Source organism: Cupriavidus taiwanensis LMG 19424 (assembly GCF_000069785.1).
Classification (GTDB): domain Bacteria; phylum Pseudomonadota; class Gammaproteobacteria; order Burkholderiales; family Burkholderiaceae; genus Cupriavidus; species Cupriavidus taiwanensis.
The window spans coordinates 655061-679480 of the sequence record NC_010528.1 but is presented as its reverse complement, the minus strand read 5'-3'; the positions used below and the strand labels follow the sequence as shown (position 1 = coordinate 679480).

The 24420-nt window shown below is 69.4% G+C and carries 22 protein-coding genes; 19 read left to right on the top strand and 3 right to left on the bottom strand.

All coding sequences use genetic code 11. The annotated features are described in order from the left end of the window. Positions 1 to 38: 38 nt before the first annotated feature. The 8 genes from hutC (at position 39) to RALTA_RS03150 (ending at position 11447) form a co-directional block, all read left to right on the top strand. Positions 39 to 740: a histidine utilization repressor gene (gene hutC, locus RALTA_RS03185; RefSeq protein ID WP_050976433.1), complete on the top strand. Its 702-nt coding sequence runs from the start codon at positions 39 to 41 to the stop codon at positions 738 to 740. Between the two features lie 173 nt (positions 741 to 913). Beyond that, positions 914 to 2599, top strand: a complete 1686-nt coding sequence (gene hutU, locus RALTA_RS03180) for a urocanate hydratase (RefSeq protein WP_012351975.1) — start codon at positions 914 to 916, stop codon at positions 2597 to 2599. A 194-nt stretch (positions 2600 to 2793) separates the two neighbouring features. Next, positions 2794 to 4113, top strand: coding sequence for an MFS transporter (locus tag RALTA_RS03175; RefSeq protein ID WP_012351974.1), 1320 nt, complete (start codon positions 2794 to 2796; stop codon positions 4111 to 4113). Further along, positions 4110 to 5093, top strand: coding sequence for a formimidoylglutamase (gene hutG / locus RALTA_RS03170; RefSeq protein WP_012351973.1), 984 nt, complete (start codon positions 4110 to 4112; stop codon positions 5091 to 5093). The genes RALTA_RS03175 and hutG overlap by 4 nt, the downstream gene beginning before the upstream one ends. Before the next feature lie 552 nt (positions 5094 to 5645). Next, entirely contained in the window at positions 5646 to 6956 is a 1311-nt protein-coding gene (locus RALTA_RS03165) for a dicarboxylate/amino acid:cation symporter (protein WP_012351972.1), read from the top strand. 165 nt (positions 6957 to 7121) lie between these two features. Beyond that, the gene (locus RALTA_RS03160) at positions 7122 to 9077 is read left to right on the top strand and encodes a sensor histidine kinase (RefSeq protein ID WP_012351971.1); all 1956 of its coding nucleotides are present in this window, start codon (positions 7122 to 7124) and stop codon (positions 9075 to 9077) included. Further along, a complete protein-coding gene (locus RALTA_RS03155; protein ID WP_012351970.1) occupies positions 9067 to 10386 on the top strand; it encodes a sigma-54-dependent transcriptional regulator in 1320 nt (439 codons plus the stop codon). Before RALTA_RS03160 ends, RALTA_RS03155 begins: the two co-directional genes overlap by 11 nt. Positions 10387 to 10850: 464 nt before the next feature. Beyond that, complete coding sequence (locus RALTA_RS03150) at positions 10851 to 11447, top strand: helix-turn-helix domain-containing protein (RefSeq protein ID WP_012351969.1); 597 nt, start codon at positions 10851 to 10853, stop codon at positions 11445 to 11447. A gap of 4 nt (positions 11448 to 11451) precedes the next feature. On the opposite strand, the gene RALTA_RS03145 is transcribed toward RALTA_RS03150, so the two are convergent. Together RALTA_RS03145 and RALTA_RS03140 are read right to left on the bottom strand one after the other, a co-directional pair. After that, positions 11452 to 12537: an ornithine cyclodeaminase gene (locus RALTA_RS03145; RefSeq protein ID WP_025582827.1), complete on the bottom strand. Its 1086-nt coding sequence runs from the start codon at positions 12535 to 12537 to the stop codon at positions 11452 to 11454. Positions 12538 to 12574: 37 nt separating this feature from the next. Beyond that, positions 12575 to 13453, bottom strand: coding sequence for a dimethylarginine dimethylaminohydrolase family protein (locus RALTA_RS03140; RefSeq protein WP_012351967.1), 879 nt, complete (start codon positions 13451 to 13453; stop codon positions 12575 to 12577). A gap of 174 nt (positions 13454 to 13627) precedes the next feature. On the opposite strand from RALTA_RS03140, the gene RALTA_RS03135 reads away from it, so the two are divergent. From RALTA_RS03135 to RALTA_RS03105, 7 genes are all read left to right on the top strand, one after another. After that, positions 13628 to 14047 (top strand): Lrp/AsnC family transcriptional regulator, encoded by a 420-nt coding sequence (locus RALTA_RS03135; protein WP_012351966.1) that lies wholly within the window; start codon positions 13628 to 13630, stop codon positions 14045 to 14047. Positions 14048 to 14204: 157 nt separating this feature from the next. After that, positions 14205 to 15341 (top strand): HPP family protein, encoded by a 1137-nt coding sequence (locus RALTA_RS03130; RefSeq protein ID WP_012351965.1) that lies wholly within the window; start codon positions 14205 to 14207, stop codon positions 15339 to 15341. Between the two features lie 575 nt (positions 15342 to 15916). Then, positions 15917 to 17101 carry an AI-2E family transporter gene (locus RALTA_RS03125; protein ID WP_012351964.1) on the top strand — a complete coding sequence of 395 codons (1185 nt, stop codon included), beginning with the start codon at positions 15917 to 15919 and terminating at the stop codon, positions 17099 to 17101. After that, positions 17101 to 17799: a paraquat-inducible protein A gene (locus tag RALTA_RS03120; RefSeq protein WP_012351963.1), complete on the top strand. Its 699-nt coding sequence runs from the start codon at positions 17101 to 17103 to the stop codon at positions 17797 to 17799. Before RALTA_RS03125 ends, RALTA_RS03120 begins: the two co-directional genes overlap by 1 nt. Beyond that, entirely contained in the window at positions 17796 to 18533 is a 738-nt protein-coding gene (locus tag RALTA_RS03115; protein ID WP_012351962.1) for a paraquat-inducible protein A, read from the top strand. The genes RALTA_RS03120 and RALTA_RS03115 overlap by 4 nt, the downstream gene beginning before the upstream one ends. Then, positions 18520 to 20196 (top strand): PqiB family protein, encoded by a 1677-nt coding sequence (locus tag RALTA_RS03110; RefSeq protein ID WP_012351961.1) that lies wholly within the window; start codon positions 18520 to 18522, stop codon positions 20194 to 20196. The genes RALTA_RS03115 and RALTA_RS03110 overlap by 14 nt, the downstream gene beginning before the upstream one ends. Further along, complete coding sequence (locus tag RALTA_RS03105) at positions 20193 to 20813, top strand: PqiC family protein (RefSeq protein ID WP_012351960.1); 621 nt, start codon at positions 20193 to 20195, stop codon at positions 20811 to 20813. Before RALTA_RS03110 ends, RALTA_RS03105 begins: the two co-directional genes overlap by 4 nt. Here RALTA_RS03105 and RALTA_RS03100 read toward each other — a convergent pair. After that, complete coding sequence (locus RALTA_RS03100) at positions 20810 to 21340, bottom strand: nucleoside 2-deoxyribosyltransferase (RefSeq protein WP_041232060.1); 531 nt, start codon at positions 21338 to 21340, stop codon at positions 20810 to 20812. The genes RALTA_RS03105 and RALTA_RS03100 overlap by 4 nt on opposite strands. A 150-nt stretch (positions 21341 to 21490) precedes the next feature. On the opposite strand from RALTA_RS03100, the gene RALTA_RS03095 reads away from it, so the two are divergent. The 4 genes from RALTA_RS03095 (at position 21491) to modB (ending at position 24419) form a co-directional block, all read left to right on the top strand. Then, entirely contained in the window at positions 21491 to 22432 is a 942-nt protein-coding gene (locus RALTA_RS03095) for a 2-hydroxyacid dehydrogenase (protein ID WP_012351958.1), read from the top strand. 71 nt (positions 22433 to 22503) lie between these two features. Continuing rightward, positions 22504 to 22698, top strand: a complete 195-nt coding sequence (locus tag RALTA_RS03090; protein WP_012351957.1) for a DUF1059 domain-containing protein — start codon at positions 22504 to 22506, stop codon at positions 22696 to 22698. Positions 22699 to 22921: 223 nt separating this feature from the next. Continuing rightward, positions 22922 to 23689 (top strand): molybdate ABC transporter substrate-binding protein, encoded by a 768-nt coding sequence (modA, locus tag RALTA_RS03085; protein ID WP_012351956.1) that lies wholly within the window; start codon positions 22922 to 22924, stop codon positions 23687 to 23689. Between the two features lie 19 nt (positions 23690 to 23708). Next, positions 23709 to 24419, top strand: a complete 711-nt coding sequence (gene modB, locus RALTA_RS03080) for a molybdate ABC transporter permease subunit (RefSeq protein WP_012351955.1) — start codon at positions 23709 to 23711, stop codon at positions 24417 to 24419. The last annotated feature ends 1 nt before the right edge of the window (position 24420 follow it).

Below are 24420 nucleotides of genomic sequence, written 5' to 3'. Positions count from 1 at the left end.
AATCCAAGGGGAACCCGTTGTCGCTCGTGTCCGACCCGATGCCGGCGCCGCTGTACGCGCGCGTCAAGCAGCACATCAGCAGCCGGATTGCTGACGGCAGCTGGCCGCCCCATCACCGCGTGCCGTCCGAGACCGAGCTGGTCGAGGCGCTAGGCGTCAGCCGCATGACGGTGCACCGCGCGCTGCGCGAGCTGACCGCCGAGGGCATGCTGGTGCGGCTGCAGGGCGTCGGCACCTTCGTTGCGGAACCCAAGCGGCGCACCGCGCTGTACGCGGTCAACAATATCGCCGACGACATCGCCGCGCGCGGACACCGCCATCGCGCCCGCGTGGTCAGCCTGGAAGCCGAGCGCGCCGGGCCGGCGCAGGCCGCGGCACTGGAAGTCGCACTGGACGCGCGCGTATTCCACTCGGTGATCGTCCACTACGAGGACGACGTCGCCATCCAGCTGGAAGACCGCTATGTCAACGCCGTAGTCGCGCCGGACTACCTGGCGCAGGACTTCAGCAGCGAAACCCCATACCAGTACCTGTCGCGCATCGCCCCGCTGACCGAGGGCGAGCACGTGGTCGAGGCCGTGCTGGCGCTGCCGGAAGAGTGCGAACTGCTGGCCATCGCGCGCGGCGAGCCGTGCCTGCTGATCCGCCGCCGCACCTGGTCCGCGGGCCGCGTGGTGACGTCGGTGCGGCTGGTGCATCCGGGTTCGCTGCATCGGCTGGAAGGCCGGTTCACGTCCTAGGCCAGGTGCCGCCATCGGAACCTTTTCCGAATAAGTAAGGAAAGCGGCGCATCACGCCGACCCATCCTACGGGATTACCCCGATTCATACGCACTTGTATATACAGGAATATACATGCCTATGCGTTGACCCAAAGCGCGCGTTCCAGACCCGCAAGACCGAAGGAGTATCCCGTGACCCAGACCCCCACCCATTCCACCCGTTTCCGCGACACCGAAATCCGCGCCCCGCGCGGCACCACGCTGACGGCCAAAAGCTGGCTGACCGAAGCGCCGCTGCGCATGCTGATGAACAACCTCGATCCCGAGGTGGCGGAGAACCCGAAGGAACTGGTGGTCTACGGCGGCATCGGCCGCGCCGCGCGCAACTGGGAATGCTATGACCGCATCGTCGACGCCCTGACCCGCCTGGAGGACGACCAGACCCTGCTGGTGCAATCGGGCAAGCCGGTCGGCGTGTTCCGCACCCATCGCGACGCGCCGCGCGTGCTGATCGCCAACTCCAACCTGGTGCCTCACTGGGCCAACTGGGAACACTTCAACGAGCTCGATGCCAAGGGCCTGGCCATGTACGGCCAGATGACCGCCGGCAGCTGGATCTACATCGGCAGCCAGGGCATCGTGCAGGGCACGTATGAAACTTTTGTCGAAGCCGGCCGCCAGCACTACAACGGCGACCTGAAGGGCCGCTGGGTGCTGACCGCGGGCCTGGGCGGCATGGGCGGCGCGCAGCCGCTGGCCGCGACGCTGGCCGGCGCGTGCTCGCTCAATATCGAATGCCAGCAGAGCCGCATCGATTTCCGCCTCAAGACCCGCTACGTCGACGAGCAGGCCACCGACCTGGATGACGCGCTGGCCCGCATCGACCGCTACACCTCGCAAGGCAAGGCGATCTCGATCGCGCTGTGCGCCAATGCCGCCGAAGTGCTGCCCGAACTGGTGCGCCGCGGCGTGCGCCCGGACATGGTCACCGACCAGACCAGCGCGCACGACCCGCTCAATGGCTACCTGCCCGCTGGCTGGAGCTGGGACGAATACCGCGAGCGCGCGCAGCGCGAGCCGGCCGTGGTGGTGAAGGCCGCCAAGGCCTCGATGGCCGCGCATGTGCGCGCCATGCTGGACTTCCAGAAGCAGGGCGTGCCGACCTTCGACTACGGCAACAATATCCGCCAGATGGCCAAGGAAGAAGGCGTGGCGAACGCTTTCGACTTCCCCGGCTTCGTGCCCGCCTATATCCGCCCGCTGTTCTGCCGCGGCATCGGCCCGTTCCGCTGGGCCGCGCTGTCGGGCGATCCGCAGGACATCTACAAGACCGACGCCAAGGTCAAGGAACTGATCCCCGATGACGCGCACCTGCACCGCTGGCTCGACATGGCGCGCGAGCGCATCAGCTTCCAGGGCCTGCCGGCGCGGATCTGCTGGGTTGGCCTGGGCCTGCGCGCCAGGCTGGGCCTGGCGTTCAACGAAATGGTCCGCAGCGGCGAGCTGTCGGCGCCGATCGTGATCGGCCGCGACCACCTGGACTCGGGCTCGGTCGCCAGCCCCAACCGCGAGACCGAGGCCATGCAGGACGGCTCGGACGCCGTGTCCGACTGGCCGCTGCTGAACGCGCTGCTGAACACCGCCAGCGGCGCCACCTGGGTCTCGCTGCACCACGGCGGCGGCGTGGGCATGGGCTTCTCGCAGCATTCCGGCGTGGTCATCGTGTGCGACGGCACCGATGAAGCCGCCGCGCGCATCGCCCGCGTGCTGCACAACGACCCCGCCACCGGCGTGATGCGCCATGCCGACGCCGGCTACCAGATCGCCGTCGACTGCGCTCGAGAGCAGGGGCTGGACCTGCCGATGCTGCGCGACTGACCAAAGCTCACGAACCTGATGTTTTCTCCCCTCTCCCGCTTGCGGGAGAGGGGCGGGGGAGAGGGCGGACGCTCGCAATGGCGATACGCTGTCCTCTGTGGAAACGCCGGCCCTCTCCCCCGGCCCCTCTCCCACTTGCGTGGGAGAGGGAGAAAACAAACCGATTACACCAAGCCCCACTGGGAGACAACCGCATGCCACCCGATATCACCGCGCCCGCCTACGATGGTGCCGCCGGCGCCCAGGCCGGTGCTCACACCGCCGCCCTGTCGCGCACGCGCGCGATTGCCGCCATCACCATCGGCAACGGCCTCGAGTTCTACGATTTCGTCGTCTACAGCTTCTTTGCCACGCTGATCGGCCGCCTGTACTTCCCCGTCGACAACCCCACCGGCCAGCTGCTGATGTCGTTCGCCACCTTCGGCGTCGGCTTCCTGATGCGTCCGCTGGGCGGCCTGCTGATCGGCATGTACGCCGACCGCGCCGGCCGCAAGCCGGCGGTGGCGCTGACGCTGTGGCTGATGGGCCTGAGCTCGCTGATCTTCGTGGTCACGCCGCCGTACGCGCAGATCGGCATCCTCGCCCCGGTCATGGTGGTGATCGCGCGGCTGGTGCAGGGCTTCGCCATCGGCGGCGAGATGGGCGCCTCCACCGCGCTGCTGCTGGAATACGCCGACGACCGCACGCGTGGCTTCTATACCGCCTGGCAGCCGTTCAGCCAGGGCCTGGCCGCGCTGCTGGGCGCCGTTACCGGCCTGGTGCTGAGCAACGTGCTGGCACCGGCCGAACTGGAATCGTGGGGCTGGCGCCTGGCCTTCCTGATCGGCATCCTGGTGATCCCGGTCGGCCTGCTGATCCGCCGCCGCCTGGAAGAGACCGCCACCCCCGCCCATCACGCCGAACACGCCGAGCAATGGCCGCTGCTGCGCCGCCATGCGCGCGAAGTCTTTGCCAGCATCCTGCTGATGATCGGCCTGGCCTCTTCCACTTACATCGTGGTCTACTACCTCAGCAACTACGCCGTGAGCGTGCTGAAGATGCCGCTGTCGCTCGGCATCTGGGCGGGCTGCGTCGCCGCGGCGGTGCAGGTGGCGCTGTCGCCGTTCGCCGGCTGGCTGGCCGACCGCGTCGGCCGCAAGCCCGTGGTGCTGTGGTCGCGGGTGGCGCTGCTGGCGATGGTCTATCCGGCCTTCGTACTGATCAATGCCGAGCCTTCGCTGGCGCGGCTGCTGGTGGTGGTGGCCTGCCTGTCGGTGCCGATGTCGATGACCGCGCCGGCATCGATGGTGCTGGTCAGCGAGGTGCTGCCCAAGCGCCTGCGCGCCACCGGCCTGTCGATCGCCTACTGCGTCGCCATCGCCATCTTCGGCGGCTTTGCCCAGTACTTCTCGACCCAGTTGATCCAGGCCACCGGCAACGCCAACGCCCCGGCGCTGTACGTGATCGGCTGCGGCCTGGTGTCGCTGCTCGGCCTGCTGATGGTGCCCGAAACGCTGGGACGCCGGCTGAAATGAGCGACCTGGCAGAGTTCGCGCCGGTGACGGAGGCGACGGCCGCCACCGGCCCCGATACGGTCTGGCGCGGCCGCCGCGATACCGGCGAGGCCGGCGACACCCGTCGCCTGTTCGATATCGTCGCCGGTCCCGACACGCCGCGCACGCCCGGCGTGCCGGTGCTGCTCGGCTTCTGCTGCGACGCCGGCGTGGTGCGCAACCAGGGCCGGCCCGGCGCCGCCGGCGGCCCGCGCGAGATCCGCCGCGCGCTGGCCGGCGTGCCGGCGCACGGCATCGGCCGCCTGATCGACGGCGGCGACGTCCACTGCGAAGGCGATGCGCTGGAGCACGCTCAGCAGCGGCTCGGGCAAGCCGTCGCCGCCGAACTGGCGGTCGGCGCCTGGCCGCTGGTGCTGGGCGGCGGGCACGAAGTGGCCTGGGGCACGTGGCAGGGCCTGCGCATGCACCTGGACGCGCGCGGCGACCGCGGCCGCGTGCTGATCGTCAACCTCGACGCGCACTTCGACCTGCGCGCCAGCCGCCCCGGCAGCTCCGGCACGCCGTTCGACCAGATCGCCGCCGACTGCCGCCAGCGCGGACTGCCGTTCGACTACGCCTGCCTGGGCGTCAGCCGGCTCGCCAATACCGCCGCGCTGTTTGCGCGCGCGCACGCGCTGGGCGTGCGCCATGTCGAGGACACCGAACTGCAGGAGCGCCACCTCGACGCGCGCCTGGCCGAGCTGGAGCGCTGGGTCGCCGATGCCGACCACGTCTACCTGAGCATCGACCTCGACGTGCTGCCCGCCGCGGTGATGCCCGGCGTCTCGGCCCCGGCCGCGTACGGCGTACCGCTGGCGGTGGTCGAGGCCATCGCCACGCTGCTGCGCGACAGCGGCAAGCTGCGTGTGGCGGACATTGCCGAGTTCAACCCGCTGTACGACCGCGACGGCTGTGGCGCGCGGGTGGCGGCGCGCCTGGGCTATCGGCTGGTGGGCGGCTGACATCCCGCCACCGGCGGATTCCAACCCACCGACATCGGCCGTCGACCCGCCCGTCCTCCTTGCGGTCCCCTCCCGCGCTTCGGGAAAGGGAAGCAAACCGGCAGCAATCCCACCCCTCTCCGCACCCCAAAACCCTCGGGTTAACACCTAGAACGCCGTTCGGATTCCCGAACGGCGCCTTCGCCAGCAGATCCGGTTTTCCGAACCAGGCGCCGGCATCACATTATTTTCCCCTTTGTATTCAATGGCTTGCAGTGCTGCGGCGAGACCTTTGCGCTGGCACGGCGCGTGCAATATAGGCCGCCGCTCACAGCGCCCGACAGGTACGCCGGCACGCCCCCAGCGTCCCGGCCGATGCCGAAAAACAAAGGAGGACACACCCATGACCGACCCCGCCTTGCCCACCCCCGTCGCCATCCCGGCGCACCCCCGGCACCTGCTGCCGCGCTGAACCCTGACACGGCCGGCCCGGCGCCCCGACGTCGCCCAGCCTTCCTGCAATACACAGTCGCCCGTCCCTTCCCGGGAACGGGCGCACAGGCCTGATCCACGATGAAACTGAATCGACTGCCCACCCTGATCTTCATTGCGATGCTGCTAGGCGTGCTGGCCGGCACCGCCGCGCACAACCTGGCGCCGGATGCCGCCACCGCCAAATCGATTGCCGACCACCTGTCCATCCTGACCGACATCTTCCTGCGGATGATCAAGATGATTATCGGCCCGCTGGTGTTCGCCACGCTGGTGGCCGGCATCGCCAGCATGGGCGACGGCCGCGCCGTCGGCCGCATCGGCATGAAGGCGATGATGTGGTTTATCGGCGCCTCGGTCACCTCGCTGCTGCTCGGCCTGGTGATGGCCAACCTGCTGCAGCCCGGCCACGGCATGAACCTGGCGCTGCCCGCGGCCGACGCCACCTCGAACCTGAAGACCGGGGCGCTGAACCTGCGCGACTTCATCGCGCACGTGTTCCCCAAGAGCTTCGTCGAGGCAATGGCGCACAACGAGATCCTGCAGATCGTGGTGTTCTCGCTGTTCTTCGGCTTTGCGCTGGGCACCGTCAAGGACGGCGTCGGCAAGCCGGTGCTGCAAGGCATCGAAGGCCTGGCCGACGTGATGCTGAAGGTCACCAACTACGTGATGGCGTTCGCCCCGGTGGGCGTGTTCGGCGCGATCTCGGCCGTGATCACCGCGCAGGGGCTGGGCGTGCTGGTGGTCTACGCCAAGCTGCTGGGCAGCCTGTACCTGGCGCTGGCGCTGCTGTGGGTGGCGCTGATCGCCGGCGGCTACTGCTTCCTCGGCCGCGACGTGTTCCGCCTGCTCAGGCTGATGCGCGCGCCGCTGATGATCGGCTTCGCCACCGCCAGCAGTGAATCGGCCTACCCTAAGGTGATCGACCAGCTGACCCGCTTCGGCGTCAAGGAGCGCATCACCAACTTCGTGCTGCCGCTGGGCTACTCGTTCAACCTGGACGGCTCGATCATGTACACCTCGTTTGCCGCGCTGTTCGTGGCGCAGGTGTATGGCATCCAGCTGTCGCTGACCCAGCAGATCACCATGCTGCTGGTGCTGCTGGTCACCAGCAAGGGCATCGCCGGCGTGCCGCGCGCCTCGCTGGTGGTGGTCGCCGCCGTGCTGCCGATGTTCGGCCTGCCGGAGGCCGGCATCCTGCTGGTGCTGGGCATCGACCACGTACTCGACATGGGTCGCACCGTGACCAATGTGCTTGGCAATGCGATTGCCACCGCCGTCGTCGCCAAAAGCGAAGGCGCCATCGGCGCGCCGGTAACGTCCGGGGAGGATGAACCCGCCGCGGATACCACCACCGGCCTGGCACCTGCCCAGGTCCTCGCGGCCAAGTAACACTGTCCGCCAGGCGCGCCAGGGCCCGGTTGCCGAACAGGCAACCGGGCCTTTTTGCATTCTGGCGGCCGGTACCCCCCGTTGGTGTGGTAAAAGTAGGCTCCCGCGCCCGGCTCCAGCCATTGCCGGCGCGGCGGCTTTGCCACCTGCCTCGCCCAACACCTGATGACCGGCCCGCTCCACCCTTCCGGCGATACCCCCCGCGCCACCGCCGCCAGCCCCGCCGCTCATGCCGCGGCCAACGGCTCGCGCCTGCCCTACGGCCTGCGCGGCGCCGCGCCGCTGCTGGCGCTGCTGGCGCTGGCCGTGCTGGTGGGGTTGGCGGGCGCGCTCGGCTACCGCTACACCTACGACACCGCGCTGGCGCGCCAGGCCGAACGCGGCCAGGTGCAGCTGCGGCTGTACACGCAGGCGCTGGAAAGCGAGCTGGCCCATTACGACTACGTGCCCGGGCTGCTGTCGCTGGACGAGCGCATCGCCGCGCTGCTGCTGCGGCCCGACGACGCCGCGCGCACCGCGCGCGCCAACGAATACCTGAGCGCCCTCAACACCCGCGCCGGCACGCGCGTGATCTATGTGCTGGATGCGCACGGCAAGGTGCTGGCCACCAGCAACTGGCAGCGCCCGGACAGCTACTTCGGCGAAGACCTCAGCTTCCGCCCCTATTTCCGCTCGGCGATGGAGGGCCAGCTGGGCCGCTTCTACGGGGTCGGCACCACGCGCAGCGAATCCGGCTACTACCTGTCGGCGCCGCTGGGCGAACGCGACAACCCCGTCGGCGTGGCGGTGGTCAAGATCGGACTGGAGCCGCTGGAAAACCGCTGGCAGGGCGCCGACAGCCAGATGCTGCTGACCGACGAGAACGGCGTGGTGATCCTGGCCTCGGACCCGTCGTGGAAGCTGGCCGCGCTGCGCCCGCTGTCGGCCGAGGTGCGCGAGCGCCTGGCGCGCAGCCTGCAATACAACCGGGCCCCGCTGCCGCAACTGCCGCTGGCCCCGGTGCGCAAGCTCGACAACGGCAATGGCAGCAGCAGCGACGAACTGGTACGCCTGCGCCGCGGCCCGCCCATGCTGGCCCAGCATGCCGCGCTGCCAGGCACCGACTGGCAGCTGACGCTGCTGACCAATACCTCTCAGGCGCGCGTGGCCGCGCTCAACACGGCGGCGCTGGCCGGCGTGCTGACCGCCTTCGTGCTGCTGCTGGGCGCCGCCTGGAACGTGCGCCGGCGCATCATCAACGAACGGCTGGCGGCACGCGCGGCGCTGGAGGCGGCCAACAGCGAACTCGAACGCAAGGTGGCCGAACGCACCGCCGACCTGTCGGCCTCTAACCAGCGACTGCAGACCGAGATCGCCGAACGCATCCGCGCCGAGACCGTGCTGCGCCAGGCCCAGGACGGACTGCTGCAGGCCGGCAAGCTGGCCGCGGTCGGGCAGATGTCGACCGGCATCGCCCATGAGCTGAACCAGCCGCTGGCGGCGCTGCGTACCATCTCCGGCAATACCGGCAAATTCCTCGAGCGCGGCGACTACGCCACGGTGCGCGCCAACCTCGACACCATCATCGGCCTGGTCGAACGCATGGGCCGCATCACCGGCGCGCTCAAGTCGTTCGCGCGCAAGCCCGCCAACGGCAGGCGCCAGGCGAAGCTGGCCGAGGCGGTGGACAACGCGCTGTTCCTGCTGCAGACCCGCGTCGACGCCGTGCAGCCGGCGCTGCAGCGCGATGTCGATCCGGCGCTGGCGGTGGTGTGCGACCCCAACCGGCTGGAACAGGTGCTGGTCAACCTGCTCGGCAACGCGCTCGACGCGGTCGCCGGCAAGCCCGACCCGCGCATCGCGCTGCACGCGCATGTGGCCGGGGGCATGGTTCACCTGACCGTACGCGACAACGGCGCCGGCCTGTCCGAAGAGGCCTTCGCGCGGCTGTTCGAACCGTTCTTCACCACCAAGCCCGCCGGGCAAGGGCTCGGGCTGGGGCTGACGCTGTCGGCCGGCATCCTCAACGAGAACGGGGGCAGCCTGTCCGCAACCAACCATCCCGATGGCGGCGCCTGTTTCACGCTGGTGCTGCCGCTGGCGCTGGAGCCCAATCCACAGGATGTCGAACATGCCGGCTGATCTGACCGTACTGGTCGTCGAAGACGATGCCGACGTGCGCCTGGGCTGCGAGCAGGCGCTGCGCCTGGAGGGCATTGCCACGCGCGGCGTGGGCAGCGCCGAGGCGGCGCTGCGCGAGGCCGGTCCGGGCTACGCCGGCGTGGTGGTCAGCGACATCCGCCTGCCCGGGCAGGACGGCATGGCGCTGCTGGCGCAATTGCGGGCGCGCGATCCCGCGCTGCCGGTGATCATGATCACCGGCCACGGCGACGTGGGGCTGGCGGTGCAGGCGATGAAGCAAGGCGCCTACGACTTCCTCGAAAAGCCGTTCTCGCCCGAGCAGCTGGTCGATGCCACCCGCCGCGCGCTCGAGCAGCGCCGGCTCGCGCTGGAAGTATCAGAACTGCGAGAACGTCTGGCCGGGCGCGAAAAACTGGAAACCCGGCTGATCGGCCACTCTCCCGCGGTCGAGCGGCTGCGCCGCCTGATCGCCGACCTCGCCGGCACCGACGCCAACGTGCTGATCCACGGCGAGACCGGTACCGGCAAGGAGCTGGTCGCGCGCTGCCTGCATGAGGCCAGCCAGCGCCAAGCGCGCAACTTTGTCGCGATCAACTGCGGCGGCCTGCCCGAGCAGCTGTTCGAAAGCGAGATTTTCGGTCATGAGGCCGGCTCTTTCACCGGCGCCGCGCGCCGCCGCATCGGCAAGATCGAGCATGCCGAAGGCGGCACGCTGTTTCTCGACGAGATCGAGAGCATGCCGATGCCGCTGCAGATCAAGCTGCTGCGCGTGCTGCAGGAGCGCGTGGTGGAACGCCTGGGATCGAACCAGCCGGTGCCGGTGAACACCCGCGTGGTGGCCGCCACCAAGGCCGACCTGCGCGCGCTGTCCGATGCCGGCCAGTTCCGCGCCGACCTGTACTACCGCCTCAACGTCATCACGCTGGAACTGCCGCCGCTGCGCGAACGGCGCGAGGACGTGCCGGCATTGTTTGAACATTTCGTCGCGCAGGCTGCGTTGCGCTTCGAGCGCGACGCGGTGCCGGCCACGCCGGCGGAACTGTCGGCGCTGGTGGCCTACCCGTGGCCGGGCAATGTGCGCGAGCTGCGCAACCTCGCCGAGCGCCATGTGCTGGGCCTCGGCTGCAACCCCGGCCAGGGCGTCACCGCACCCGAGGCGATGCCCCTCGCGCAGGCCGTCGAGCAGTTCGAGCGCGCGCTGATCGCCGACGCCATGCGCCGCCACGACGGCAACCTCAGCCGCGCCAGCGAAGCGCTGGGCGTGGCCAAGACCACGCTGTTCGACAAGGTGCGCAAGTACGGATTGTGAAACAGACGGCAACGCGGTTTGCAGCGGTACCGATAAACGGAACCGTTAATCTGTGAAGCGCCCGCTGAATTCAGCAGGCGCTGCAGACATTGCAGTCATTGGGAACCATGGCGAAGCTGGCAGGTCTGCACTGACAACCTGTTGTCATCACAATGCACTCAATGTGCGTTAAGAAACAAAAGCCCCGCAGATTTATGTTTTTTCTTACAGATACTTTGTCGTTTGCGGCATATTATTAGCTTCCAGCAAATCCAGCATCGGGGCATCCAATACATTGGGATCGCGCTGGGCTTGCTGGAAATGCACAAAAGATCAAAACAACCACAAAAAGCAGCCTGGCCAGCGGGGGAGCGGGCCGGGCACACAGGGTCAGTCAACTGTTGGCAGTGACAAACGCGCGGCGCCAGTGCCAGGGGCCGCGTGCGCCATGACGGCGCGACTGCCTATGGACTACGGGTGATGGGATGAAACTTGATCCGGCACTGGCTGAAAAGCCTTACTACAGCACGCGGACAGCGGCAAAACTGCTCAACGTCTCACTGGGCACCGTCCAGAAGATGGTCGAGCGCGGCGAACTGGGGGCCTGGAAGACCAACGGCGGCCATCGGCGCATCCACAAGGAAACCGTGCATCGCCTGCTGGCGACGCGCATCGGGCCCGAAGCGGCATCGCCGCACGGGCTGGACCTGGTGGTGTTCCATCCCAACCACCAGGAGGCACAGCGCATCCACAGCCAGCTTGCCAAATGGGGCCTGCCGCTCAAGAGCGTGGTGGTCGACGATGTGCTCGACACCGTCATTACTTCCGTCAGCGAGCATCCGCGCGTGGTGCTCTACTACGTCGACGAGCTCAACGACGCCGAGTCGGCCACCGTCGAGAAGCTGCAGAACTTCTTTGCCAGCCAGCATGTGATCTTCGCGGTCATCACCAACCGCCAGGCCTATGACGGCGTGGCGGATGCCCTGCAGCACTGGGGCATCATGGTGTTCCTGAAGACGCCCTCGCTCGAAGAGGTCAAGGGCTTCCTGCGGGCGCAGCTGATGATGGGCCGCGCCGCCTGACGCTTCAGGCCACGGCCGCCGGCCGCGGCACTGCCCGTCCGGCATCGCTGCCGTCCGCCTGCGCCAGCATCCAGCCGTACAGGTTGCGCGGGTCGGGCGGCATCGCCACCAGTTCCACCGCGGTGCCGGCGCGGTGCGCCTGCGCCGCGGCGTAGAGCCAGCGCAGCGCGGCATAGTCTTCCAGCGCAAACCCCACCGAATCAAACACGGTCACCTCGTCCGCCGCGGCGCGGCCGGGCGCGTGGCCGGCCAGCACCTGCCACAGCTCGGTCACGGGCGCGTCGGCGGGCAACTGCTGGATCTCGCCCTCGATGCGGGTCTGCGGTTCGTACTCCACCACGATGCGCGCGCGGCGCAGGATATCGGCATGCAGCTCGGTCTTGCCGGGGCAGTCGCCGCCGACCGCGTTCAGATGCATGCCGGGCCGCACCATGTCTGGCGTCAGGATGGTGGCGCGGGTCTTGTCGGCGGTGACGGTCGAGACGATGTCCGCGCCGGCCAGCGCGGCCTCGATCGAATCGGCGCGCCGGATGGCAAGGCCGGGCACGGCGGCCAGGTTGCGCCTCAGCCGCGCGGTAGCGGCGGGGTCGATGTCATAGGCCGCGATCTCGCGCACGCCCAGCATCGCCTGGAAAGCCAGCACCTGGAATTCCGCCTGCGCGCCATTGCCGATCAGCGCCATGGTGGCCGCGCCGGGCCGCGCCATGGCGCGCGCCGCCAGCGCCGAGGTGGCCGCGGTGCGCAGCGCGGTGGCCAGCGTCAGGTCCGCCAGCATCAGCGGAAAGCCGGTCTCCACCTCGGCCAGCAGGCCGCATGCCATCACGGTGGGCATGCCGTGCTGCGCATTGCGCGGATGGCCGTTGACGTACTTGAACGCATACTGGCTGCCGTCGCTGACCGGCATCAGCTCGATCACGCCGCGCGCGGAATGGCTGGCCAGCCGCGCGGACTTGTCGAAATCGGCCCAGCGCGCAAATGCCTGGCGCACCTGCGCGGCCAGGTCGACGATGGCGGCCTGCGGGCCGATCGCGGCCACCAGCCTGGCGACATCGGCCGCGTCGAGGAACAATGTCCGGACGGTGTTCTTCATGACCCGCTCTCCCTGGCTGTTCATGCCGAGCCTGCGTTCACGCGGCCGCCGCGGCGAAGCCGCCGCCGCTGCTGCGGTCCAGCCGCAGGGTCATGCAATAGGCGCCCCCGCCGGACAGCATGAACGGCGACAGGTCGACCTCGTGCAGCTGGTAGCCGCGCCGCCGCAGCTCCGTGCGCAGGTGCGGCGTGGTGCGGGTCATCACCACCTGGTCGTCCAGGTTGACGGCATTGACGCTGAAATGGCGCAGGTCGTCGGCGCTGGCCTCGATGCGCAGCCGCGCCGGCACGCGCGCGCGCAGTTCGCGCAGCGCCGCTTCGCTGAAGGCGGGCGGGTAGTACAGCACCTCGCCGCCCGACAGCGGGCAGAAGCACACATCGAGGTGGTAGCTCTGCTCGGTGGCCAGCTCCAGTGCCACCACGTCCTTGCCGAAATAGCGCGATACCGCCAGCGCCGCCTCGTGCGACGAACGTGGGCCAAAGCCCGCCCAGAAATGGCCGCGCGCCGCGTCCCAGATGCAATCGCCGGCGCCTTCCTGGTAGCACCCTTCCGGCAGCAGCGCGACCTCATCGAGCAGCCCCCGCTCGCGCAGCTTGCCGAAGATGTCGGCAAACGGCGCTTCCTCGCCGCGGCGCTGGGGATAACGGAAGCGCGCCAGCAACGCGCGGCCGTCCAGCACGACGGCGGCATTGGCCGGAAACACCATGTCGGGCAGCCCAGGCGCGCCAGGCGCCACCTCCACCGCAAAGCCCGCGCGGCCGAGTGCCTCGCGCAGCACCTCGAACGACTGCATCGCATTGCGGTGCATGCCACGCGGATCGCGCGCCCACGCGGCCGGGTCCATCCACGGATTGATGCTGTACGACACGTCGTAGAAAGTGGGCTCGACTAGCAAGATGGTCGGGGTCTGGATCACGGCGGCTCCTGGGCGGCATGGCGGGCGATGGCTCCGTTCGGAAATCCATCGGTTGATTCAATTCTGGTGCAAGGCCGCGTTAGCCAAAAGCCAGCAACTTGTCCAGTTTGCGCCTACCATTAGGCAAAGTGCCAGCCTATGCTGGCGTTTTGCCAATCGCCCCCGCGCCGCCCCATGGATGCCATCGACCAGCAGCTGATTTCCCTCCTGCGCGACAACGCGCGCACGCCGGTAACGGCACTGGCACAGGCGCTGCGCGTATCGCGCGCGACCGTGCAGAACCGCCTCGACAAGCTGGAGCAGGAAGGGCTGATCGTCGGCTATACCGTGCGCCTGCGGCCCGAAGCCGAGTCGCACCGCATTCGCGCCTGGATGACGGTCGCCGTCGAGGGGAACAAGACCCGCACGGTGCTGCAAGCGCTGCGCGGCGAGCCCAACGTGCAGGCGCTGCACACCACCAACGGCCGCTGGGACATCATCGCCGAGCTGCGCGCCGACACCCTCGAGGCCTTTGACCGCGCGCTGGACCGGATCCGGCTGATCGACGGCATCAGCGCCACCGAGACCAGCATCCTGCTGTCGACCTACAAGTAAAGCCGCGGGGGCCCCTCATCCGGCCGTGCCTCACCCTGTCGCGCCCTTGTGCGGTGCGGCATGCCCCATCACCGGGATGCGCTGCACCAAGGGCGACCCGATATATCACCCCGTGATATATTACGTGCACCATTCCAAAGCGCCCCCCGACCCAAGAATGCCAACCGCCCCCGTTTCCGCCCTGGCGCATAACGCCCGTGCCTGGCTGCGCACATTCGTTCCCTTGCCGGTCGCCGCCAGCCGCAAGGAGCGCCTCAAGAGTTGCTTCGGCGCGCTGCTGGGCCTGCTCTGCACAGAGTGGATCAGCCACCAGACGCTGGGCGGCTTCAATCCCTGGTTTGTCGCGCCAATGGGCGCCTCGGCGGTGCTGCTGTTCGCCGTGCCGTCGTCGCCATTGGCGCAACCGTGGTCGATCATCGGCGGCAACCTGATCGCCGGGGTGGTCGGCGTGGCCTGTGCGCGCTGGATCCCCGACCCCGGCCTGGCCGCCGCCGTCGCGGTGGCCGTCGCCATCGCCCTGATGTTCCAGTTCCATTGTGTGCATCCGCCCAGCGGCGCGGTGGCCATCACCGCCGTCTTCGGCGGGCCGGCGGTCAGTGCGCTGGGCTTCGGCTTCGTTGCCGTGCCGGTGCTGTTCAACTCGATGCTGATGCTGATGATGGCGCTGGCCTTCAACAACCTGTCGCGCCGGCGCTATCCGCATCGCCCGCCCGAACCCGCGGTGCAGCACGGCACCAAGGACCTTCCACCCACCCAGCGCGTCGGCGTGACCCGCGCGGACCTGGATGCGGCACTGAAGGTGCGCGGCGAATTCCTGGACATCGAGGAAGACGACCTCGAGCAGATCCTGGTGGCGGCGCAACTGCGCGCCTATCGCCGTCATTTCGGCAACGTGCTGTGCGGCGAAATCATGTCCCGGGACGTGATAACGGTAACGCCCGACCAGCCCGCGCACGAAGCCGGCCACCTGCTGTCGCGGCACCGCATCAAGGCCCTGCCGGTGGTCGATGCGACGCGCAAGCTGGTAGGGATCGTCACGCAAAGCGATTTCTTTGCGGCGCAGCGCGATACCGGCGCGCGGCGTCTGGCCGGCACCGTGCGCAACCTGATGACGCATGCCGTGGTCACGGCGCGGCCCGAGCAGCCGATGGTGGAACTGGCGCAGGCCTTCTCCGACGGCGGGCTGCATCATGCGCCGGTGATCGATGACCAGCGGCGCGTGGTGGGGATGGTGACGCAGTCGGACCTGGTGGCGGCGTTGCTGAAGAGTGGGGTGATGGCGGTACCGGATTGAGGCTGGGTTGTCCTTGCACGCCCGACTTCGTGGATGCTCCTCTCCCCCGCCCCTCTCCCGCGCGCGGGAGAGGGGCGCAAACAAGCGGGCAACAAAAGCCAGACGGGTCGCCCGCGACAACGCGTGCGAGCGCAGCGACGCACTCCTGCCACAGCAGCAGACCTGAGATAGGGAGCGCGCGCAGCGCAGCCGAAGGCGTCCCACCAATAACGTGATAAGCAGGCTGCCACCGACCTAAAGTCGGGTTCGTCCATCCGACCCCGAACGCCAGGCACCTCCCGGTAGCGTCAGCAGGGTCGAATCACCACCAGCACGACCGCGAGTCACCACCGCCAGAACCACCAACGCCGCCTTGGCCAGCCGCCCAGGCGACGCGCTCTTTGCCTCCTTTCTGTCGCTCGGACAGAAAGGAGGTCGCCGGCTACGCCGGCGAAACAGCCACGCCCGCCAAGCACGACACCACCCCGCAAGGCAAAGACCCAAGCCCACGTTTCACAGCCGCTCCTCCCCCATAAGCTATATTTACGCCGTCCCCGTCACACCCAACCCCCAGGGGACAAACGGAGACCCCGACCATGAGTTCCGGCCAGTTGATCGAAAAAATCGCCGCCGTCTTCGCGCTGATCGTGCTGATCGGCGGCTCGCTGCTGGTTCTGGCGCCGTTCACCACGGCCCTGCTGTGGGGCGCGATCCTGGCGTTCAGCTCCTGGCACCCCTACACCGTGCTGTCGCGCTGGCTCGGCAACCGGCGCGGGCTGGCCGCGCTGATCTGCGTGCTGCTGGCGACGGTGATCGTGCTGGGCCCGTTCGTCTATGCCGGCGCCAGCTTCTCCGCGCACCTGGACGACCTCGCCGCGCTGGTCGACCGCTATATGGAGCAGGGGCTGCCGCAGCTGCCGCTGTGGCTGAGCAGCCTCCCCTATGTCGGCAGCTACCTGCAAAACTCGTGGGACAGCGTGATCAATGCCGATTCCGAAATGGTCGCCAACCTGCGCAAGCTCATTGCGCCAGTCGGGCACGTGCTGCTGGGCGCGGGACTGTCGATCGGCGCCGGTCTGGGGCAGCTGGCGCTGTCGATCATCCTGGCGTTCTTCTTCTACACCGGCGGCGAGTTCGCCATTGCCTGGCTGCGCGCCGGCATGCGCCGCATCGCCGGCGAGCGTGCCGACCACCTGCTGGAACTGGCGGGCAGCACCGTCAAGGGCGTGGTCTACGGCGTGCTGGGCACCGCCTTCATCCAGGCCGTGCTGGCCGGCATCGGCCTGTGGATCGCGGGCGTGCCGGGCGCCGCCATCCTGGGCTTCGTGACCTTTTTCCTGTCGGTGGTGCCGGTCGGGCCGCCGCTGGTGTGGCTGCCCGCGGCGCTGTGGCTTTACCACACCGGCGCCACCGGCTGGGCAATCTTCCTGGTGGTGTGGGGCGTGGGCGTGGTCAGCATGGCCGACAACATCGTCAAGCCGCTGCTGATCAGCAAGGGCACCGGCATGCCGCTGATCTGGATCATGCTGGGCGTGCTCGGCGGCGCGCTGGCGTTCGGCTTCCTGGGCGTGTTCATCGGCCCGACGCTGCTGGCGGTGGCCTATGCCCTGCTGCGCGACTGGACCATCGGCTCGCAGGGCGAGCTGCAGCGCGACCTGCAGCAGGGCGCGGCGCTGGCCCCGGCGCAGGTGCCGGCCGCGCCGCCGGCACCGGCTTCGGCCCCGGCCGTGGTCGACAACCCCGATGTGCCGCCGGCGGCCACCGGCAAGCGGTCCGGCTGATGGCGGCACACGACGCGCCCGGTGCGCGGCCCGACCCCCTGCTGCCCGACACCTCGCCGGCCGCGCTGCACCGGCTGGTGGCGTGCGAATACTGCGACGCCGTCTACGAGCGCACGCCAATCTCCCCCGGCGAACGCGCGCTGTGCCTGCGCTGCGGCGGCCAGCTCTACCGCGAGAGCCGGCGCCAGTACCAGCGCCTGCTGCCGCTGGTGATCACCGCGCTGGTCCTGTTCCTGATCTCCAACGCCTACCCCATCGTCGAGATGGACCTGAAAGGAGTGCGCACGCAGACCACGCTGCTGGGCGCGGTGCAGGCGCTCTATGCGGACCAGATGGCGCTGGTGGCCGCGCTGGTGTTCGCCACCACCATCCTGTTCCCGCTGTCCGAATTGCTGATGATGATCTACCTGCTGGTGCCGATGGCGCAGCACCGCATGCCGGCCGGCTTCGACCGCATCGTGCGCGGCATCCGCCAGACCCGGCCGTGGGGCATGATCGAGGTCTTCATGATCGGCGTGCTGGTGACGCTGGTGAAGCTCTCGACCATGGCACGCGTGCTGCCGGGCATCGCGCTGTGGTCGTTCGCCGCGCTGGTGATCGTGCTGGCGGCGATGCTGTCGTTCGATCCACGCGACCTGTGGCGCCATCTCGAAACGCCGGATGACAACGCCGCGGCGGCGGACGAGGAGCGCCGATGACGCAACCGCAGCGCCCGCCGCCGCCCGCCGGCCGCCTGGCCCGTCCGCGCCAGCTCGCGCGCGACGTGGTGGCGGAACTGACCGATGACGACGAGAGCACCCCGCTGCCGCAGGTGCCCACCGCCAGCCGGCTGGGCCTGGTGTCGTGCCACGCCTGCGACCTGGTCAGCCCGCGCACGCTGGAAGGCTCGCCCTGCCCGCGTTGCGGCGCGACCTTGCACCATCGCAAGCCCGACAGCGTGGCGCGCACCTGGGCCTTCCTGCTGGCCGCCTACATCCTCTATATTCCTGCCAACATGCTGCCGGTGATGGTGACCCAGTCCATCCTCGGCACGCAGCAGGACACCATCCTGTCGGGCGTGATCTACCTGTGGCTATCCGGCTCGCACATGCTGGCCGTGCTGGTGCTGATTGCCAGCATCGTCGTGCCGCTGCTGAAGATGGTGATCCTGACCTTCCTGCTGCTGTCCGTGCATTTCCGCTCCAGTTGGCGGATCCGCCAGCAGACCCGGCTGTACGGCCTGGTGGAGGTGATCGGCCGCTGGTCGATGCTCGATATTTTTGTGGTGGCGCTGCTGGCCTCGCTGGTGCGGGCCGGGGCGCTGGCCACCATCATTCCCGGCGGCGGCGCGCTCGCCTTCGGCGCGGTCGTGGTGCTGACCATGCTGGCCTCGCTCAGCTTCGATCCGCGCCTGCTGTGGGATTCGCTGGAACCTGACAATGCCCGACACTGACAACCAAGCCCCGGCGGGCGCCATGCCGACCTCCGCGTCCCCTTCGCCCCCCTCGCCATCCCCGTCCGGCCTGCCGCGGCCCGAGCGCCGCCGCCGCGCGCGCTGGCTGCCCTCGCTGGTGTGGCTGATCCCGATCGTCGCCGCGGTGGTCGGCATCTCGCTGCTGGTGCACACGCTGGCCTCGCGCGGACCCGAGATCACCGTCACCTTCCGTACCGCCGAAGGCCTCACGCCGGGCAAGACCGCGGTGCGCTACAAGGACGTCGATATCGGCCTGGTCAAGTCGGTGCGGCTGGCGCGCGACCGCTCGCATGTAGTGGCGACGATCGACCTGAGCAAGGATGCCGAGAATTTCGCGGTCGCCGACACCCGCTTCTGGGTGGTGCGCCCGCGCTTCGCGGCCAGCGGCGTGTCGGGACTGGAGACGCTGCTGTCCGGCGCCTATATCGGCGTCGACGCGGGCAAGTCGAATGAGTCCGCGCGCGACTTCAAGGGCCTGGAAGTGCCGCCGGTGGTGACCACCGACGCTTCCGGCAAGCAGTTCGTGCTGCGCGCGTCCGAGCTGGGCTCGCTCGATATCGGCTCGCCGGTCTATTACCGGCGCGTGCTGGTCGGCCAGGTGGTGGCCTACCAGCTCGACCCCAACGGCCGCGACATTACGCTGCGCGTGTTCGTCAACAAGCCCTATGACAAGCTGGTCACGGCCGACACGCGCTTCTGGCATGCCAGCGGGGTCGACCTGAAGCTCGACGCCGGTGGCCTCAAGCTGTCGACGCAATCGCTGGTGACGGTGCTGCTGGGCGGCGTCGCCTTCCAGGCGCCGGACCACACCACCGCCACCGACGCCGCCGCCGAAAACACCCAGTTCCTGCTGGCCGCCGACCAGGCCGAGGCGATGAAGGAGCCGGAAGAGCTGGCGCCGACGCTGGCGGTGCTGAATTTCGACCAGTCCGTGCGCGGCTTGTCGCCGGGTGCGCCGGTGGACTTCCGCGGCGTGGTGGTGGGCCAGGTGCGTTCGATCGGCATCGAGTTCCAGCGCGAGAAGCGCGCCTTCCGCATGCCGGTGGTGGTCGAGCTTTACCCGTCGCGCATGGGCTTCCGCGAGCGCGACGTCGAAGACCGCGAGCGCGCGCGCAAGATCATCCAGGGGCTGATGCAACGCGGCATGCGCGCGCAGCTGCGCACCGGCAACCTGCTCACCGGCCAGCTGTACGTGGCGCTCGATTTCTTCCCCAAGGCGGCGCCGGTCAAGGTAGACCTGGACGCGCCGATTCCGGAGTTCCCCACCACCCCCGGCGCCTTCGACCAGTTGCAGGCGCAGGTGGGCGACATCGTCAACCGCATCGACAAGGTGCCGTTCGACCAGATCGGCCAGGACCTGCGCACCACGGTGGCCAGCCTGAACAAGACCCTGGCCACCGCCGACAAGCTGGTGCAGCAGCTCAACGGCGATGTCGCGCCGCAGGTGCTGGCCGCGCTGCAGGACGCGCGCAAGACCCTGACCGCGGCCAACGGCACGCTGGCGTCGGACGCGCCGCTGCAGCAGGATACGCGCCGCATGCTGCAGGAGCTGACGCGCACCGCCACGTCGCTGCGCACGCTCACCGATTACCTGGAACGCCATCCTGAAGCGCTGCTGCGCGGCAAGCCGGAGAAAGAATGATGAAGCGCCTTTCGCTCACGCTGGCCTGCGCCAGCTTCGCCGCGGCGGTACTGGCAGGCTGCGCCTCGCCCGAGCCGCGCTACTACACGCTGGCGCAAGGGCCGGCGCCGGTTGCCGCGCCGGCGCCGGCAGCCGCGCCGTCGACCGACACCCTGTGGCTGGAGGTCGCGCCGGTGCGCGTGCCGGAGCGCCTCAACCGGCCGCAACTGGTGGTGCGCGATGGCCAGAACGGTAGCGGCGGCGATGCCGGCGTGCGCCTGCTGGACCTGTCACGCTGGTCCGCGCCGCTGCCGGACGAGCTGCGCGATGCGCTGTCGCAGCGCCTGCAGGCCACGCTGGGCGCGGTCGACACCTACCAGCAGGGGCTGTCCGACGTGCAGCCGCTGTACCGCATCACCACCGAAGTGCTGCGCCTGGACGCCGAGGTGGGCCAGCGTGCCGGCGCCACCATCAACTGGACCGTGCGCCGGCTGCCCGACGGCAAGGTGGTCAGCGGCAGGACCCAGGCCGAGCTGCCGGCGCCGGGCGCGGTCGACGGCGTAGTCGCGGCCTACCGCGAGATCGTGGCGAGTACGGCCAGCGATATCGCGGCCGGCGTGCAGGCGCTGCGGCGCTAGCCACCGCCGCGGACGGCCGCGTCGATGTCGTGGCGGGCGGCGGCCATGGCCGCCAGGCATTCGGCCGCTCCGCCCTGCACCAGCCGGACCGGACACGCCAGCATCAGGTTCTTGCCCAGCCCGAAGTCCTCGACGGTAAAGCCCCGCGCATCGAGCGGCGTGCCGTCGGCATCGGTGGCCACCGTGACGCGCTCGCGCAGCGTGCCGGCATCGGTGCTGTAGGCCCACACGGGCTTGCCCAGCGCCACCGCAAAGCCGACTTCGAACGCCGTGCCGGAATCCGCCTCGCCCGGGCCGCGGAAGTCATCCAGGTTGGCCATCACCAGGTCCGCGCGCCGCAGCAGCGCGATGTTGGCGTCATAGATCCAGCGTGCGGTGTCGGGGCCGGACAGGCCTTGGGGCGCGGACTGGTCGAGCGGATACAGGCCGGTGAAGCCATGCGCCGCGCACAGCGCCTTGAGGTGCTCGCCCCAGGCGCGCGCATCCTTGCGAAACACGTCAAAGCCGGCGAGGTAGATGGTGGTCATGGCACGTGGAAGCAGCGTGGGGCGGCGCCAGGCCGCGAGGCTTGCAGCATAACGCGCCGCCCGAACATCGCACAGCTTGCGCGCCCACGTCCGGCCGGGCGCCGGCGCCTGCGCTAACATTGCCGCTCACGCCTCGACCTCCTCCTACCCATGCCCGCTCCCCAGATCGTCCAGGTCGGCCCGCTCGCGCCGCAGACCAATGCCATCCTGCAACAACAGTACGGCGCCGCGGCGCTGTGGCAGCAGGCCGATGCGCTGGCCTGGGCGCGCGGCGAGGGACAGCAGGTACGCGTGGTGGTGACCTCGGCGCGCCACGGCTGCAGTGCCGCGCTGATCGATGCGCTGCCGCGCCTGGAGGCCATCGTCAGCTTCGGCGTCGGCTATGACGCGATTGCGCTGGACGCCGCCCGCGCGCGCGGCATCCAGGTCAGCAACACGCCCGACGTGCTCAACGACTGCGTCGCCGACCTCGCCTTCGGGCTGCTGCTCGACGCGGCCCGCGGCATCGCCCATGGCGACCGCTTCGTGCGCGCCGGGCGCTGGCCGCAGGGCGGCTTCCCCCTGACCACGCGCGTCTCCGGCAAGAAGCTGGGCATCGTCGGCCTGGGCCGCATCGGCGAGATCGTCGCGCGGCGCGCGCAGGGCTTCGACATGGAAATCGCCTACCACAACCGCCGCCCGCGCCAAGGCGCGCCGTGGCGCTTCGAAGCGGACCTGAAGGCGCTGGCAGCGTGGGCAGACTTCCTGGTGGTGGCCACCGTCGGCGGCCCTTCGACCGCGGGGCTGGTGTCGCGCGACATCCTCGACGCGCTCGGCCCGCGCGGCATCCTGGTCAACGTCTCGCGCGGCAGCGTGGTCGACGAGGCGGCGCTGGTCGCGGCGCTGGCAGAAGGCCGGCTGGGCGGCGCGGGCCTCGATGTGTTCCAGGACGAGCCCAACGTGCCGCCGGCGCTGCTGGCCATGGATCATGTCGTGCTGGCGCCGCACGTGGCCAGCGGCACGCACGAAACGCGCGCCGCCATGACCGCGCTGACGCTGCAGAACCTCGACGCGTTCCTGGCCGGCGGCAAGGTGCTGACGCCGGTGCTGTAGCGGCCGGGCGGCCTGCCTATACTGGATTCACCGGTTCCAGCCCAAGCTGCGGGCCGGGGTCAGGAGGCATCATGGCACGCAAGTTTATCGATTGCCGCGAGTATCCGAGCGACACCCACTGCACGGTCGCGCTGAGCGCCGACAGCGAGGACGAACTGCTCGAAGCCGCGGTCCAGCACGCGGTGGCGGTGCACCAGCATCAGGACACGCCTGAGCTGCGCAGCCAGTTGAAGTCGATGTTCAAGGAAGGCACGCCGCCGGCCTGAAGCCGGCAAGGCTGGCGCCGCGCAGGCGCCAGCCGTTCCCGCCCCGGGGGTTCATTCGCAGCCCCTGATACAGCACTTATGCCGGTTGGAATACCGCTGATACCCGTCATGGCGCATCATTGACGCCGCGCTATATACAGACGTATATTGCGCCTGACAGTCCACCCCCTCCGGCCTCGTCTCGCCTGCCTTGCATGCCGGCGGCCGCTTCCCAAGGATTCCGATGCCTGTCTTCCGTTCCCGCCGCCGCGGGCTGCTGCTGGCCGCCGCGATGCTGGCGCTGGCCGCCCCGCCCGTCTTCGCCGCCGACCTGGTGGTATCCGCCGCGGCCAGCCTGACCAACGCCTTCCGCTCGCTGGCCGAGTCCTACGAGCGCGCTCACCCCGGCACGCATGTTGTGCTGAACTTCGGCGCCTCCGACGTGCTGATGCAGCAGATCGTGAAGGGTGCGCCGGCGGATGTATTCGCCTCCGCAGACCAGGAGGCGATGAACAAGGCCGAGGCCGAAAAGGTGATTGCGCCAGCCTCGCGCCGCAACTTCGCCGCCAACCAGGTGGTGCTGATCGTGCCGGCCGACAGCAAGCTGCCGATCGCCTCGCTGCAGGACCTGACGCGCCCGGAAGTCCGGCGCATCGCCTACGGCAACCCGGCTTCGGTGCCGGTGGGACGCTACACCCGCGGCGCGCTGGAAGCGGCCGGGCTGTGGGACGCGGTCGCCGCCAAGGGGGTGCCGGCGCAGAACGTGCGCCAGAGCCTGGACTACGTCGCGCGTGGCGAGGTCGAGGCCGGCTTCGTCTTTGCCACCGACGCCACCGTGATGCCCGACAAGGTCCGGGTGGCGGTGCGCGTGCCCAGCCGCACGCCGGTGACCTATCCGATCGCCGTCACCAGCCAGGCGCGCCAGCCCAAGGAAGCGGCGCAGTTCGTCGACTATGTCGCTTCGCCGGAAGGCCAGGCGATCCTGTCGCGCTTCGGCTTCCATAAGCCCTGAGGCCGCGCCGAAGCACGCCATGGATGCCGTCTGGGTACCGCTGCTGCTGTCGCTGAAGGTGGCGGGCTGGGCCACCGCGCTGAATGCCGTGCTCGGCGTCGGCGCGGCCTGGGCGCTGGCACGCTGGCGCTCGCCGCTGCGCGACGTGGTCGACGCGGTGCTGACGCTGCCGCTGGTGCTGCCGCCGACGGTGCTGGGCTATTACCTGCTGGTGCTGGTGGGGCGCCGTGGCGTGTTCGGCGAGTGGCTGGCGCGCCTGGGCATCGAACTGGTCTTTACCTGGCAGGGGGCGGTGCTGGCTTCGACCATCGTCGCCTTTCCGCTGGTGCTGAAGTCCGCGCGCGCTGCCTTCGAAGGCGTCGACCACCAGCTGGAAAACGCCGCGCGCGTGCTGGGCGTGCCCGAAGCCGGCATCTTCTTCCGCGTCACGCTGCCGCTGGCGGCGCGCGGCATCATCGCCGGCGTGCTGCTGGCGTTTGCGCGCGCGCTGGGCGAATTCGGCGCCACGCTGATGATCGCGGGCAACCTGCCCGGGCGCACGCAGACCCTGTCGGTGGCCATCTACGAGGCGGTCCAGGCCGGCGACGACAACACCGCCAACCTGCTGGTGCTGGTGACTTCCGTCACCTGCGTGCTGCTGCTGGTGATTGCCGGGCGCCTGGTGCCGGCGGCCGCGCGCCATCCCGCTGAAGTCTATGAACGCCGGCGCTTGCGCCCGCGCGTCCGCTAAC

Bases quoted from the DNA above. Each gene is read 5' to 3' on its own strand.
- RALTA_RS03130 (WP_012351965.1), top strand. From the start codon at position 14,205: ATGCCAACCGCCCCCGTTTCCGCCCTGGCGCATAACGCCCGTGCCTGG.
- RALTA_RS03150 (WP_012351969.1), top strand. From the start codon at position 10,851: ATGAAACTTGATCCGGCACTGGCTGAAAAGCCTTACTACAGCACGCGG.
- hutG (WP_012351973.1), top strand. From the start codon at position 4,110: ATGAGCGACCTGGCAGAGTTCGCGCCGGTGACGGAGGCGACGGCCGCC.
- RALTA_RS03155 (WP_012351970.1), top strand. From the start codon at position 9,067: ATGCCGGCTGATCTGACCGTACTGGTCGTCGAAGACGATGCCGACGTG.
- RALTA_RS03125 (WP_012351964.1), top strand. From the start codon at position 15,917: ATGAGTTCCGGCCAGTTGATCGAAAAAATCGCCGCCGTCTTCGCGCTG.
- RALTA_RS03160 (WP_012351971.1), top strand. From the start codon at position 7,122: ATGACCGGCCCGCTCCACCCTTCCGGCGATACCCCCCGCGCCACCGCC.
- RALTA_RS03090 (WP_012351957.1), top strand. From the start codon at position 22,504: ATGGCACGCAAGTTTATCGATTGCCGCGAGTATCCGAGCGACACCCAC.
- modA (WP_012351956.1), top strand. From the start codon at position 22,922: ATGCCTGTCTTCCGTTCCCGCCGCCGCGGGCTGCTGCTGGCCGCCGCG.
- RALTA_RS03175 (WP_012351974.1), top strand. From the start codon at position 2,794: ATGCCACCCGATATCACCGCGCCCGCCTACGATGGTGCCGCCGGCGCC.
- hutC (WP_050976433.1), top strand. From the start codon at position 39: ATGCCGGCGCCGCTGTACGCGCGCGTCAAGCAGCACATCAGCAGCCGG.
- RALTA_RS03100 (WP_041232060.1), bottom strand. From the start codon at position 21,340: ATGACCACCATCTACCTCGCCGGCTTTGACGTGTTTCGCAAGGATGCG.
- RALTA_RS03165 (WP_012351972.1), top strand. From the start codon at position 5,646: ATGAAACTGAATCGACTGCCCACCCTGATCTTCATTGCGATGCTGCTA.
- RALTA_RS03120 (WP_012351963.1), top strand. From the start codon at position 17,101: ATGGCGGCACACGACGCGCCCGGTGCGCGGCCCGACCCCCTGCTGCCC.
- RALTA_RS03105 (WP_012351960.1), top strand. From the start codon at position 20,193: ATGATGAAGCGCCTTTCGCTCACGCTGGCCTGCGCCAGCTTCGCCGCG.
- RALTA_RS03115 (WP_012351962.1), top strand. From the start codon at position 17,796: ATGACGCAACCGCAGCGCCCGCCGCCGCCCGCCGGCCGCCTGGCCCGT.
- modB (WP_012351955.1), top strand. From the start codon at position 23,709: ATGGATGCCGTCTGGGTACCGCTGCTGCTGTCGCTGAAGGTGGCGGGC.
- RALTA_RS03095 (WP_012351958.1), top strand. From the start codon at position 21,491: ATGCCCGCTCCCCAGATCGTCCAGGTCGGCCCGCTCGCGCCGCAGACC.
- RALTA_RS03145 (WP_025582827.1), bottom strand. From the start codon at position 12,537: ATGAAGAACACCGTCCGGACATTGTTCCTCGACGCGGCCGATGTCGCC.
- RALTA_RS03110 (WP_012351961.1), top strand. From the start codon at position 18,520: ATGCCCGACACTGACAACCAAGCCCCGGCGGGCGCCATGCCGACCTCC.
- RALTA_RS03135 (WP_012351966.1), top strand. From the start codon at position 13,628: ATGGATGCCATCGACCAGCAGCTGATTTCCCTCCTGCGCGACAACGCG.